Source organism: Methylorubrum salsuginis, from assembly GCF_900114375.1.
Classification (GTDB): Bacteria; Pseudomonadota; Alphaproteobacteria; order Rhizobiales; family Beijerinckiaceae; genus Methylobacterium; species Methylobacterium salsuginis.
Genome location: NZ_FOSV01000011.1, coordinates 19,901 through 32,519 on the forward strand (window position 1 = coordinate 19,901; position 12,619 = coordinate 32,519).

Annotated in this window: 11 protein-coding genes; 6 read left to right on the top strand and 5 right to left on the bottom strand. The window is 69.7% G+C overall.

All coding sequences use genetic code 11. The features are described from left to right. Nucleotides 1-36 precede the first annotated feature (36 nt). Both BM140_RS14020 and BM140_RS14025 read left to right on the top strand, forming a co-directional pair. On the top strand, nucleotides 37-342 hold the full coding sequence (locus tag BM140_RS14020; protein WP_091947246.1) for a type II toxin-antitoxin system RelE/ParE family toxin: 306 nt from the start codon (nucleotides 37-39) through the stop codon (nucleotides 340-342). Beyond that, complete coding sequence (locus BM140_RS14025) at nucleotides 339-626, top strand: addiction module antidote protein (RefSeq protein WP_091947250.1); 288 nt, start codon at nucleotides 339-341, stop codon at nucleotides 624-626. The genes BM140_RS14020 and BM140_RS14025 overlap by 4 nt, the downstream gene beginning before the upstream one ends. On the opposite strand, the gene BM140_RS14030 is transcribed toward BM140_RS14025, so the two are convergent. Further along, on the bottom strand, nucleotides 601-1,230 hold the full coding sequence (locus BM140_RS14030; RefSeq protein ID WP_091947253.1) for a DUF3578 domain-containing protein: 630 nt from the start codon (nucleotides 1,228-1,230) through the stop codon (nucleotides 601-603). The genes BM140_RS14025 and BM140_RS14030 overlap by 26 nt on opposite strands. Further along, the gene (locus BM140_RS14035; protein WP_091947256.1) at nucleotides 1,227-2,360 is read right to left on the bottom strand and encodes an anhydro-N-acetylmuramic acid kinase; all 1,134 of its coding nucleotides are present in this window, start codon (nucleotides 2,358-2,360) and stop codon (nucleotides 1,227-1,229) included. The genes BM140_RS14030 and BM140_RS14035 overlap by 4 nt, the downstream gene beginning before the upstream one ends. Nucleotides 2,361-2,467: 107 nt before the next feature. Between BM140_RS14035 and tyrS the strand changes: the two genes are divergently transcribed. After that, nucleotides 2,468-3,739, top strand: coding sequence for a tyrosine--tRNA ligase (gene tyrS, locus BM140_RS14040; protein WP_091947259.1), 1,272 nt, complete (start codon nucleotides 2,468-2,470; stop codon nucleotides 3,737-3,739). An 84-nt stretch (nucleotides 3,740-3,823) separates the two neighbouring features. On the opposite strand, the gene BM140_RS14045 is transcribed toward tyrS, so the two are convergent. Beyond that, a complete protein-coding gene (locus BM140_RS14045) occupies nucleotides 3,824-7,267 on the bottom strand; it encodes a YhdP family protein (protein WP_091947261.1) in 3,444 nt (1,147 codons plus the stop codon). 150 nt (nucleotides 7,268-7,417) lie between these two features. Between BM140_RS14045 and BM140_RS14050 the strand changes: the two genes are divergently transcribed. Next, entirely contained in the window at nucleotides 7,418-7,885 is a 468-nt protein-coding gene (locus BM140_RS14050) for a peroxiredoxin (RefSeq protein ID WP_091947628.1), read from the top strand. 130 nt (nucleotides 7,886-8,015) lie between these two features. Further along, a complete protein-coding gene (locus BM140_RS14055; protein WP_091947264.1) occupies nucleotides 8,016-9,191 on the top strand; it encodes a M23 family metallopeptidase in 1,176 nt (391 codons plus the stop codon). A 39-nt stretch (nucleotides 9,192-9,230) separates the two neighbouring features. Here BM140_RS14055 and prfB read toward each other — a convergent pair. Then, a protein-coding gene (gene prfB, locus BM140_RS14060; RefSeq protein ID WP_114435997.1) for a peptide chain release factor 2 occupies nucleotides 9,231-10,359 on the bottom strand; the annotation gives its coding sequence in 2 pieces (ribosomal slippage) (nucleotides 9,231-10,289 and nucleotides 10,291-10,359; 1,128 coding nt in all). Between the two features lie 43 nt (nucleotides 10,360-10,402). Between prfB and BM140_RS14065 the strand changes: the two genes are divergently transcribed. After that, nucleotides 10,403-10,819, top strand: a complete 417-nt coding sequence (locus BM140_RS14065) for a ribosomal maturation YjgA family protein (protein ID WP_425287063.1) — start codon at nucleotides 10,403-10,405, stop codon at nucleotides 10,817-10,819. Between the two features lie 90 nt (nucleotides 10,820-10,909). On the opposite strand, the gene BM140_RS14070 is transcribed toward BM140_RS14065, so the two are convergent. Then, nucleotides 10,910-12,604: a lysine--tRNA ligase gene (locus tag BM140_RS14070; RefSeq protein WP_091947275.1), complete on the bottom strand. Its 1,695-nt coding sequence runs from the start codon at nucleotides 12,602-12,604 to the stop codon at nucleotides 10,910-10,912. Between the last annotated feature and the right edge of the window lie 15 nt (nucleotides 12,605-12,619).

The window sequence follows — 12,619 nt, forward strand, 5'->3', positions numbered from 1 at the left end:
GCTGGAAAAACCGTAGCCCATAGGCTACGTTCGATTATGCCCGAGATTCTTCGGACACCCGTCTTCACCGAATGGCTTCGCGGGCTGCGGGACGCGCGCGCCAAGGCGCGGATCGCGTTGCGAATCGACCGTCTCGCGCTCGACAACCCCGGCGACGTCAAATCGGTCGGTGGCGGAGTGAGCGAGATGCGCATCGATTACGGACCAGGTTACCGTGTCTACTTCACACGTCGTAGCGGCGTTCTGGTGATCCTGCTGTGTGGTGGCGACAAGAAGAGCCAGGATCGCGACATTGCGCGGGCCCAAGCGCTGGCGGCTGCACTGCAAGGAATCGTTCAATGACCGAAACCAGCCCCTACGATTCCGCGGAATTCCTCGATTCGGACGAGGCTATCGCTGAATATCTCGCGGCGGCCGTCGAGGAGGGTGATGCGGCTCTGTTCCGTCGGGCGCTCGGCGTCGCGGCCCGCGCTCGCGGGATGACCGAGATTGCACGGCAGACCGGTTTGTCCCGGGAAAGCCTGTATCGGGCCCTGTCGGACGAGGGCAATCCGAGTCTCGACACGGCTCTGCGCGTGGTCAACGCCCTCAACGTCCGCCTCACAGCGACCGTGGCCTCCGGTTGATCGGCTCTTCCGCGACCGCAAGCCCGCCCCGCGCCTTCAGCGCCCGATAGGCCGCGACGCCGTTCGCGAGGTCTCTCCACAGCCGCCGTTCGTCGGCGAGGTCGGCGAGCGTGTAGGTCAGCCCCATGATGTGGGCGGCCTCGTAGCCCTCGGGCAGCTCGCCCGCGGTGCCGAGGGCGATCTCGGCCACCGGCAGTTCTTCCGAAAAATCCGAAAGGCGCGCCCGTAAGGTGGCGCCGCTCGCGCGCAGATGGGCGCCCGCCCGCGGCCCGTGCTCGCGAATCGCCGCCACCGTGCCCTGCGCCAGCGACAGATGCACCGCCTCGCGATGGGTCGGAAACAGATAGACGAGGTAGTAGCCCCGCGTCGCGCTGGTGGTCACGGCCGGGTCGAAGGCCGCGAGCCAGGGCACGGCGGCCCAGCGGGTGCCGCGGCCGGGGCTGCCCTTGACGAGGAAGGTGCCGCCGAGCGGCGCCAAGGCGGCGCGGAGTTCGTCCGCCGCGCCTTTGCGGATCACGTGGGCGAGCGGGTGCCCGGCCGGCGGGTCCGTTTTCGCGAGTGGGTATTCCTCGACGATGCGCCTGAGGGCGTGGCCGAGGCTCACGGGTGATGCAGCACGCCGCCCGGCGCCGGGGCGGAGACGCCGGTCGTGCTCGGGAACGTGAGCGGCAGGCCCTCGATGGAGCGGAGCGCCAGGTAGGCGAAGGCCTGCGCCTCCAGAAAGTCGGCCGACCAGCCGAGGTCGTCGGCATTCACGATCTCGGCCTCGAGCAGGCTCTGGAGCATCGCCATCAGGGTCCGGTTCTTCACGCCCCCGCCGGCGACGATCCAGCGGGTCGGGCGCGCGGCGGCGTGATCGAGGCTCGCCTGGATCGCGCGGGCCGCGAAGGCCGTCAGCGTTGCGGCCCCATCCGCGGTGCTGAGATGGCCGGCGAGCCGGTACGAGAACCAGTGGCGGTCGAGCGATTTCGGCGGCGTTTTTTTGAAATATGGATGTTGGAGCAGCCACGCGACCAGCGCCTCGTCCACCGCCCCTCGCGCGGCAGTGGAGCCGTCGCGGTCGAAGGGAACGCCTTCGCGCTCCATCATCCAGTCGTTGACCGGAGCGTTGCCGGGGCCGGTGTCGAAGGCGAGCAGCCCGCCCTCGGCATCGATCAGCGTCACGTTGGCGACGCCGCCGATATTGAGGACAGCGAGCGGACCCGCATAGCCCGCGGCTTCCGCGAGCGCCCGATGGAACACCGGCACGAGCGGCGCGCCCTGCCCGCCCCGCGCCACGTCCTCGGCGCGCAGATCCGCCACCACCGGGATGCGGAGGCGCCGCGCCAGAGCCGCGCCATCGCCGATCTGCACCGTCAGCCGCTCCTGCGGGCGGTGCATCACCGTCTGGCCGTGAAAGCCGACGACCGCGATGTCGGCCGGTGTCAGCCCGTTCTCAGCGAGGAGCGCTTCGACCGCCTCGGCATGGGCGCGGGTCAGAAACGCCTCGGCCTCGGGCAGGCAGCCCGGCCGGTCGGTGCGCGCGCTCACGGATTCGGCGTCGCGGAGCGCCCGCGTCAGCAGCGCCCGCTCCTCGTCCGAGTAGCCGCGATAGGCCGTGGGGCCGAGGGCGGCGACGCGGTCGTTGTCACTGCGGGTCACGCGGATGGCTTTGCCGTCGCTCTCGATTAGGGCCACGTCGATCCCGTCGAGAGACGTGCCGCTCATCAGGCCGATCGCGCGCCGCATCGTCATGTGGGCTTGTCCCGTCGCGTTTCGCGGCCCGTCCTGCTAAGAGCCGGCCCGTCCGCCCGAGCTAGCACGGGCCCCGCGCGCCTGTCGCGCCGCCGTTCGAGACCGCCATGACCGCCGAGAGCTTCGCGCCGCAATCCGACTTCCTGAAGGTGCTGACCGAGCGCGGCTATATCCATCAGGCGTCCGACATCGAGGGCATCGACGCGGCGGCGCGCGAGGGGCGGCTCACGACCTATGTCGGCTACGATTGCACGGCGGCCTCGCTCCATGTCGGACACCTGCTCTCGATCATGATGCTGCACTGGCTCCAGGCGACCGGCGGCAAGCCGATCGCGCTGATGGGCGGCGGCACCACCCGCGTCGGCGACCCGTCGGGCCGCGACGAGTCCCGCAAGATCCTTAGCCTGGAGCAGATCGAGGAGAACAAGAACGGTATCCGCAAGACCTTCGACCGGTTCCTCCGCTTCGGCGAGGGGGCGGGCGACGCGATCATGGTCGACAACGCCGAGTGGCTGACCAAGCTCAACTACATCGAGATGCTGCGCGACGTCGGGCGCCACTTCTCGGTCAACCGCATGATGTCGATGGACAGCGTGCGGCTGCGGCTGGAGCGCGACCAGGAACTGTCGTTCCTGGAGTTCAACTACATGATCCTCCAGTCCTACGACTTCGCCGAGCTGAACCGCCGCTACGGCTGCCGGCTGCAGATGGGCGGCTCGGACCAGTGGGGCAACATCGTCAACGGCATCGATCTCGGCCGCCGCATGGGGACGCCCCAGCTCTACGGGCTGACCTGCCCGCTGCTGACGACGGCCTCGGGTGCCAAGATGGGCAAGACCGCCGCCGGCGCCGTCTGGCTCGATGCCGGGATGCTCTCGCCGTACGATTACTGGCAGTTCTGGCGCAACACCGAGGACGCCGATGTCGGCCGCTTCCTCAAGCTGTTCACGCTGCTGCCGATGGACGAGATCGCTCGGCTCGCCGCGTTGCAGGGGGCCGAGATCAACGAGGCCAAGACGGTGCTCGCCACCGAGGCGACGCGGCTGATGCACGGCCAGGAGGCCGCGCAGTCGGCCGCCGAGACGGCGCGAAAGACCTTCGTGGAGGGCACGCTCGCCGATTCGCTGCCGACCGTCGCGGTGCCGCGTGCCGTTCTGGAGGCGGGCCTCGGCGTGCTCACCGCCTTCGGGCCGGACTACGCGAAGCTCGTGCCCTCGACGAGCGAGGCGCGCCGCCAGATCAAGGGCGGGGGCCTGCGCGTCAACGACGTGCAACTCACCGACGAGAAGGCGACGCTCGGCTTGAGCGACGCGACGGCGGACGGGGTGATCAAGCTGTCGTTCGGCCGCAAGAAGCACGTGCTGCTGCGGCCTGAATAGGCCTTTCAACCCTCACGGCCGTCATTCCGGGACCGCACAGCGGAACCCGGAATGACGGTGGCCGGAACGATCGGGGGCGAAAACCTACTGCTCCGGCACCGGCCCCGGCGCGCCGTTGGCGAAGGCCTCCCCGTTGCCCGCGCCGAACAGCTTGCGCAGGAAGCCCGGCGCCACCGCGGAGAGCGGGTTCACGCTGACCGTCGGCTTGGCGATGGGGCCGGAGACGTTGAAGTTGACCGCGAACAGGCCCTCGTTGCTGCCGCCGGCCAGCAGCGGGCCGACCAGCGGCACATGCGCCACCACGTTGTTCAGCCCGTAGAGCGGCACGAAGGTCCCGTCGATCTGCGTGCGCTCCTTGGCGGTGTCGAGCCAGCCGCCTGCGGTGAAGCCCATGGCGGCGTTGGAGATCGCGGCATCGGTGAAGCTCACCCGCGATCCCGCGCGGGTGAAATTGGCGCGCATCTTGTCGAAGGCGACATCGTTGGCATTGGGCGCGGCGCGGCGCCCGTCGGCTGGACCCTGCGCCACGATGCTGGACAGCGCCGGCTCGTTGCGCAGCGCGAAATCCTTGATCTGGACCACGCCGGCCTGCGGCCCGTCGTTGAGGTAGAGGCTCAGCGCGAGGCGCCCGCCATACATCCGCTTGTAGATGTCGAGGAAGCGGAGCGTCGCGCCGGAATCGGCGGATTCGAGCGAGAGCAACGGTTGGCCGCGATCCCCCTTGGCGACGGTGGCGGCGAGGGGGGCACCGCCGAACCGGCCGCGGAACTGGGCGCTGCGGACATCGCCGCCGCGGATGCTCGCCTTGAGCGCGGCGTTGGTCAGCGCCTCGCCGTTGAAACCCGAGAGGATGTTGACGGCGATGTCGGCATCGACGTCCTTGCCCGAATCCTTCCCGCCCTTCGCGTCCGAACTCGTCATGCCCTTGAGGAAGGGCCGGGCATCGGCGACGGCGCCCTTCACCGCGACCTTGTAGCCGCTGCCGGCCTTGTCGAGGCTCACCCGCATGTCGTCGCCCGGCGAGAGCTTGAAGGCGGTAAGATCCGCCCGCTCCAGCCCGCCCTCGGCCGAGACCGTGGCGCTGCCGCGCGCCATGGCGGGGGCGGCGTCCAGCGCGATGTCGCGCAACTCCATCTGGCCGTTCGACGATTCGATCATCGACAGGGTCAGGCGCCCGGCCTTGCCCGAACTCTTGGACCAGCCGGGGAGAAGACCGTCGATGGACGCCTTGGTCAGATCCGCCTCGATCCGCATCGGCGGCTTGGCGCCGCCCGCCGAATGGCCGATCGGCACGGTGACGCGGGCGGGGATCGTGCCGGCGAGCTGGGGCGCAGTGGGCAAACCGCGCTTGGCCCGGAAGGCGTCGTCGAGGGGCATCGTCACCACCGCCTCGCCGGGCGCGCCGGGCTTCGGCTGCTTGAGGTCGATGGCGATCGGCGCGCCGAGCAGGCGGCCGTCCCCCTTCAGGGCGAAGCCGCTGCGGTCGAAGGAGATCGCGAAGCGGCCGGCCTCGAAGCGGTCCTTGCCGATGGCCTTGTCCATCGAAAGGTCGGTGAGCGTGCCGGACAGCGTCACCGGCAGGTCGGCGAGATCGGGCACGGCTTTGAGGTTCATCGGCACGTCGATGCGCAGATCGACTTTGCCCTTGAGCGCGTTGGGATCGATCTCGGTGCCGGTCAGCCCCTTGAACATCCGCGTCTCGAGGAGCGCGGCGAGCGAGTCGGCGCTGCCGGTGAGGCGCAGCCCCAACTGCGCCACGATCTTGTCGGGCTGCGGGTCGCGGATCAGGAACGAGGCGTCGGAGATCGTCAGCGCGCGGGTGTCGGAGAGGCGCACCTCGGCGGTCGCCCCCTGGATCGTCGTGGTGCGCCCGGTGACGACGCCCGAAACGCGGCCATGGGTGAGCGGCGGCGCGTCCTTCGAAATGGTGAGCGAAGCGTCCGAGACCGCGAAAGTGGCTAGGAGGCCGTGATCCGGCATCGGATCGCCGCGGGTGGCGGCGGCGAGCTCGCTCCCGCTCAGATCGACCTTGATGTCGGCGCTGGCGAGCCGCCCGCCGCGCAATTCGTCGACGAGGTAGTTGCGCACGGCCGGCGCGATGTTCTCCGGCCACAGCCGCAGGGCGGTGCGCCCGTCGGTGTCGTGGGCGACGATGTGGAGCGTGATGCCGTCGTCGTCCTTGGACGTGCCGATAGTGCCGCTGAGATTGCCGTTCATGCCGTTGCCGCTGAGGGCGAGCGACTCGATGTTGATGCCTCCCGCCCGGCCGGTGAGCCGGCCCTTGACCTCGCCGATGCGGAACGAGGGGTCGTAGCGCGCGGCGCCGCGCAACATCACGTCCTTGCCGCCGAAATCGAAGGTCCAGGCATCCTCGGCGCCGGGCGGCCCGATGGCGAAGGCGCCGGTGACGTGGGCCTGGTTTCCGCCGCCGCGGTAGTCGATGGCGGTCACGTCGAGGGCGCGGCGGGTTTCGTCCCAGCGCGCCTCGGCCCGCACCTGCTCGATGACGACCGGGTTGAAGTCCTTCTCGTCGACGACGAACAGCCCCTCGCCGGTCTTCACCTCGAAGGTCATGGTGTCGATGCGCGAGCCCTGGAGCGCCACATCGGCCTTGGCCGAGACCTTGAGATCGGTCTCGATCGGCATCTTCGACTGGCCCGACAGCAGAAGCAGGTCGCTGACCGGCAGGTCGTCCAGGGTGATGACGCCCGCGCGCCGGCCCGCGGTTTCGTCGTGGACCTTGCCGCCGAAGCGCCACTCGCCGTTCGGCCCGTCGATGCGCAGCTCGAAGATGCGCATCCCGTCGCCGTCGCCGCCGCGGTGGAACAGGCCGTTGACCTGCTCGAAAGTGGCCCGGTGACGGGCGGCGTCGTCCACCAGGGTCAGGCGTCCGTTGGTGATGCGGGCGCGGTCGAGCGCGCCGATCACGCCCGCAGGGTCGAGCACCACGCCGAAGATCGAGGCGACGGCGGCCGAGACCGGCGAGACCTGGCCGCGGGCGGCATCCACGCTCGGGAGCGTATGGGGCTTGGCGGCATCGACCTGCGACGGGGCCGAGGCCGCGAAGGCGATGGACCCGTCGTCATGGACCAGCGCCGTCATCTGCAGATCGCGGAACTCGATCGAGCGCGGCTGCACCGAGAGGCGCAGAAGGCCCCAGGTGTCGAGACTGACGACGGCCAGCGGCGCACGCACCACCAGCGCGCCCTCCGGATTGTAGACGTCGAGCCCGCCGACCCGCAGCGCCAGGGACGATTCCGTGTCGAGTTCGAGGGCGCTGTCGTTGAGCGTGACGCGCCAGCCGGGGCCGACGCTGCCGGCGATGGCTTCGGCCACCCGTTGGCTGAGACCGTCGATGCGCAGCGGCCCCTGCGACAGACGCAGGAAAGCGAGCCCGGTGCCGAGCCCGAGCAGGAAGACGAGGGCGACCGCGCTCCACAGCAGCGGCCGGCGCCGTCGGCGCACGGCCTTGCACGGTGCAGGCTCGACCGCTTCCTGAAGCAGGGTCCTGGCCGTTTCCTGATCCATTCACTCGTTCGCTGCTGCCGCCGGGGGGCCGGCACCGGGGGCTCAGGCACCGGGCGCCCGTCCTCAGGAATCGGCCCTTCCGGCATGGCGTCCGCCGGGCGATCCGTGCATCAGGAGGGCACACCATCAATCGGCCGAAAGGAAGGCATGATGCCCCTCGCACCCGGCGAACCCGCGCCCGATTTCACCCTACCTGGAGCGGGCGGCGAGACCGTCAGCCTCGCGGCCTTACGCGGTCACACGATCGTGCTCTATTTCTACCCCAAGGACGACACCAGCGGCTGCACGCTCGAAGCCCAGGGCTTCAACGAAGCCCAGGACGCGTTCTCGGCGGCCGGGGCGAAGGTGATCGGCGTCTCGCCCGATTCGGTGAAGAGCCACGACAAGTTCCGCGCCAAGTACGGCCTCACCTTCCCGCTCGCATCCGACGAGGCGAAGTCGATGCTCGAGGCCTACGGCGTCTGGGTCGAGAAGAGCATGTACGGCCGCAAGTATATGGGCGTGGAGCGCACCACCCTGCTGATCGACCGCGACGGAAACATCGCGAAGGTGTGGCCGAAGGTGAAGGTGCCCGGCCATGTCGAGGAGGTGCTGGAGGCCGCCAAGGCGCTGGGCTGAGGGGCGGTCTTCCCGGCGCCTCGGTTTTTTTTCGAAAGGCGGCGGCCCCGTTCGGCGCCGAATCTGCGACCGAAGTCTTCCTTAACCTTAATCGGGTGTGATGGCGGGCGTCCCCGGAAGCGGTCGCCTCATGCCCTCACCCGCCCAGCGCAGCCCGAAGCCCGTCCCCCGGCCCCGCCTCGTGGCGGCTCTCGGGCTCGGGCTGGCGCTCACCAGCGCCTGGGCGGGGGCTTCGAGCTACTACCTGATCTTCCACGACGAGGTGCTGGCCCGCTTCGTCTCCCGCCAGAGCGCGATCCAATACACCTACGAGGAGCGGATCGACACGCTCCAGCGGGCGCTCGACCGCGCGGGCGCCGACCAGGCCGCCACCCGCGGCGGCATCGAGGCCAAGCTCACGACCCTGGCCGAGCGGCAGGCGCTGATCGAGCGGCGCCAGGGCATCCTCGCCGGGCTCCCCGGTGCCGCCGCCGAGATCGACCTGTCCGTGACGGGCTCGATTTCCGCCGCCGAACCTCCGATGCCGGCACCGCCGCGGACGCTGAAGCCGTTCCCGACGCCGGAACTGCGCATGCGGTCCGACGATCGCGCCGAGACCGCCGACAGCCCCCTCGCCGGCCGGCTGGCCCGCATCGAACGGGCGCTGGACCGGATGGCGGCGAGCCAAGCCCGCGCCGTGTCCCGCGTCGCCCAGGCGGCCGGGCGCAGTGCCGACCGCTTTCGCGATCTCATCGCCCGCACCGGTCTGAGTCCCGCCCGGTTCGAGCCGACGGTGGGGGGAATCGGCGGTCCGCTGGTGCCGCTCTCGGGCGACGCGTTCGAGGCGGGTCTCGCCGAGGCGCGGCGCCAGATCGAGGAGGAGACCCATCTGCGCCGGGTCGCCGACGCCCTCCCCTTCCGCCAGCCCCTGCCGGGCGACCTCGCGTATACCAGCAGCTTCGGCACGCGGCTCGATCCGTTCACCCGGGCGGCCGCGCTCCATACCGGCGTCGACATGCGCGCCGAGACCGGGGCGCCCGCCCGCGCCACCGCGGCCGGCCGGGTGACCGCGGCAGAGTATGCCGGCGGCTACGGCAACATGGTCGAGGTCGACCACGGCCGCGGTCTCGTCACCCGCTACGCCCATCTCTCGGGCTACGCCGTCGCCGTCGGCCAGCGGGTCGAGGCGGGGAGCGTCGTCGGCTTCGTCGGCTCCACCGGCCGCTCGACGGGGAGCCACCTGCACTACGAGACCCGCATCGACGGCGAGCCGGTCGATCCGCAGCGATTCTTACGCGCGGGGGCGGAGTTGGTGTTTTCGGATTAAAAAAGAGCGGCCCCGGTTTCCGCCGGGGCCGCCGATCCGTCAGTCGATGTCGGAGACCTCTTCCCCGCCCCCGTAGACGCGCTGCGCCAGGGAGGCTTCCATGAAGGGGTCGAGGTCGCCGTCCAGCACCTCGTCCGGGTCGGTGGACTGCGTGCCCGTCCGAAGGTCCTTCACGAGCTGGTACGGCTGCAGCACGTAGGATCGGATCTGGTGGCCCCAGCCGATATCGGTCTTGGAGGCGGCTTCAGCGTTGGCCTTCTCCTCGCGCTTCTTCAGCTCGGCCTCGTAGAGGCGGGCACGCAGCATGTTCCAGGCGGTGGCCCGGTTCTTGTGCTGCGAGCGCTCCTGCTGACACGCCACGACGATGCCGGTCGGGTTGTGCGTGATGCGCACCGCCGAATCGGTCGTGTTGACGTGCTGGCCGCCCGCGCCCGACGACCGGTAGGTGTCGATGCGGCAGTCCGATTCCTTGATCTCGATCTCGATCCGGTCGTCGACCACCGGATAGACCCACACGCTCGCGAAGCTGGTGTGGCGCCGCGCATTGGAATCGTAGGGCGAGATGCGCACCAGCCGGTGCACGCCGGATTCGGTCTTGAGCCAACCGTAGGCGTTGTGGCCCTTGATCAAGAGCGTAGCGCCCTTGATCCCGGCCTCTTCGCCGTCGGTCATCTCGACGATCTCGACCTTGAACTTCCGCCGCTCGGCCCACCGATAATACATGCGGTGGAGCATGTTGGCCCAGTCCTGGCTCTCGGTGCCGCCCGCGCCCGCATGGACTTCGAGATAGGTGTCGAAGCCGTCGGCCTCGCCCGAGAGCAGCGTCTCGACCTGACGGCTCGCGGCCTCCTTTTCGACGGCGCGGATGCCCGCTTCGCCCTCGGCGATGGAGGCCTGATCGCCCTCCATCTCGCCGAGTTCGATCAGCGTCGCGGCGTCCTCGAGATCCTGCTCGAGCTTGCGGATGGCGGTGACGGCCTCGTCGAGCTGCTGGCGCTCGCGCATGACTTTTTGCGCGGCCTCGGCATCGTTCCAGAGGTCGGGGTTCTCGGACGCGGCATTCAGCTCCGCGAGGCGTTTATCAACGGTATCCCAGTCAAAGATGCCTCCTCAGCAGCCCTATAGACTGCTTGGCGGCATCCGAGGCCTGTTCGATCTCGGCGCGCATCTGGTGTGGAACTCGTGTGTGTGAGCCGCGGGTGATACCGGGCGTGCCCGACCCTTTAACCCAAGCGCCCGCCATGGTCGATGCCGGAACCCGCCGCCCTGCCCTGATCCTCGCGGTCGCCGCCGTGATCGCGATGGGGCTGGCCGTGCGGCTCGTGCCGCTCGGGCTTCCCGCGGGTGTGGTGAAGTATGCCGGCTCCACGCTGTGGGGCGCGATGGTCTACGGACTGATCGCCTGCCTGCGGCCGGACGCGGTTGTGCGGCGCCTCGCGCTCGTCGCCCTCGTCATTGCGGCGACGGTCGAGTTCTTCCGCCTCGTCCACGCGCCCTGGCTCGACGCCTTCCGGCTGACGCTGGCCGGGCAGCTGTTGCTAGGGCGGCTTTTCTCGCTTTGGAATCTGGTGGCGTATGCCGTTGGGATCGCAGTTGCAGCGGGCCTCGACGCTGCGACCCGGCGATGACGGCGAGAGAAACTCGCACCGTCATCGCGAGGCGGAGCCGAAGCGATCCAGAGCGCCACGGCTCGGAGTGAGGCGAACGCGGCGTGAGCCTTACGCCGCCTTCCGCCCCTCCAGGAACGCCGCGTGCTCCGCCACGAGCCCACCGCTCAGCGCCTTCTCGATCAGCGCCCGCGTGCCCGCCACCCCGTACAGTGCGATGAACGAGCCGAAGCGCGGCCCCTGCGCCTCGCCGAACAGCACGTTGTAGATCGAGGCAAACCACGTCTTCGATACGCCGGGGCGCCCGTCCGGGCTCTTGGCCTTGCCGGAGAGATCGGGGAAGTGGCGCCGGCCCACCTCGTAGACCGCCGCCTGCAGGGCCTCCGGATCGGTCGAGCCCTCGTGCTCGGCGAGCGTCTGCGAGAGGTCGCGGAGCGCCGCGGCCTCCTCCTCGGTCGGGGCGCGGTACTGCTTCTGCGGGCGCACGAAGTCGCGGTAATAGGCGAGCGCGCGGGTCACGAGGGCGGCGAGCCGCGGATGCGTCTGCGGGCCGACATTCGGGGCGTAGCGGCGGATGAAGCCCCACAGCACCGTCTCGTCCTCGGCGTTGGCCACCGCCACGAGGTTGAGGAGCATGCCGAAGGAGAGCGTGGTGCCGGCCTCGTCGATGGCCTCCGGCGCCGGCGGGTTGCCCCCGTGCAGGTGCCAGACGGGATTGCCGAGCCGGTGCTTGGCTTCCTGGCCGGGGAAGCGCCCCAAAAAATTGTCGTACTCATCGACGTGGCGCGGGATCACGTCGAAGAACAGGCGCTTGGCCTCGCGCGGCTTGTTGTACATGAACAGCGCGAGCGATTCCGGCGTGGCATAGGTCAGCCACTCGTCGATCGTCAGGCCATTGCCCTTCGACTTCGAGATCTTCTGGCCCTTCTCGTCGAGGAAGAGTTCGTAGTTGAAGCCCTCCGGCGGCTCGGCGCCCAGCGCCCGGGCGATCTGACCCGAGAGCTTGACCGAATCGATCAGGTCCTTGCCGGCCATCTCGTAATCGACGCCGAGCGCGACCCAGCGCATCGCCCAATCGGGCTTCCATTGCAGCTTGACGTGGCCGCCGGTCACCGGGGTCTCGTAGGCCTCGCCCGTGCCCGGATCGCGCCAGACGATAGTGCCGGAGGCCGGCCGCACCTCGTCGATCGCCACCTGCATCACGTGGCCGGTGACCGGATGGATCGGCAGGAACGGCGAGTAGGAGGCCGAACGCTCGGCCCGCAGCGAGGGCAGCATGATCGCCATCACGGCCTCGTAGCGCTCCAGCACGAGGCGCAGCGCGTCATCGAACACGCCCGAGCGGTAGCATTCGGTGGCCGAGCGGAACTCGTATTCGAAGCCGAAGGCGTCGAGGAAGCGGCGCAGCTCGGCGTTGTTGTGGGCGCCGAAGCTGTCATGCGTGCCGAACGGGTCCGGCACCTTGGTCAGCGGCAGGTTGAGGGCGCCCGCCAGCAGCTCGCGGTTCGGCACGTTGTCCGGGACCTTGCGCAGGCCGTCCATGTCGTCGGAGAAAGCGATCAGCCGGGTCGGCACCGCGTCCTTGGTCAGCACGCGGAAGGCGTGGCGCACCATCGAGGTCCGGGCGACCTCGCCGAAGGTGCCGATATGCGGCAGGCCCGAGGGGCCGTAGCCGGTCTCGAACAACACTTCCGCCTTCGGCTTCTTCTCCAGCCGCGCCACGAGCTTGCGCGCCTCCTCGAACGGCCAGGCGGCGGCGGAGGCGGCGGCCTCCAGGATGTCGGGATCGAGCTGGGGGGCGGACATTTCTCGGGAAGCGGC

What these genes read in the sequence shown, in the direction of transcription:
- BM140_RS14050 (WP_091947628.1), top strand. Translation starts at nt 7,418, where the DNA reads ATGCCCCTCGCACCCGGCGAACCCGCGCCCGATTTCACCCTACCTGGA.
- tyrS (WP_091947259.1), top strand. Translation starts at nt 2,468, where the DNA reads ATGACCGCCGAGAGCTTCGCGCCGCAATCCGACTTCCTGAAGGTGCTG.
- BM140_RS14025 (WP_091947250.1), top strand. Translation starts at nt 339, where the DNA reads ATGACCGAAACCAGCCCCTACGATTCCGCGGAATTCCTCGATTCGGAC.
- BM140_RS14055 (WP_091947264.1), top strand. Translation starts at nt 8,016, where the DNA reads ATGCCCTCACCCGCCCAGCGCAGCCCGAAGCCCGTCCCCCGGCCCCGC.
- BM140_RS14070 (WP_091947275.1), bottom strand. Translation starts at nt 12,604, where the DNA reads ATGTCCGCCCCCCAGCTCGATCCCGACATCCTGGAGGCCGCCGCCTCC.
- BM140_RS14035 (WP_091947256.1), bottom strand. Translation starts at nt 2,360, where the DNA reads ATGACGATGCGGCGCGCGATCGGCCTGATGAGCGGCACGTCTCTCGAC.
- BM140_RS14020 (WP_091947246.1), top strand. Translation starts at nt 37, where the DNA reads ATGCCCGAGATTCTTCGGACACCCGTCTTCACCGAATGGCTTCGCGGG.
- BM140_RS14045 (WP_091947261.1), bottom strand. Translation starts at nt 7,267, where the DNA reads ATGGATCAGGAAACGGCCAGGACCCTGCTTCAGGAAGCGGTCGAGCCT.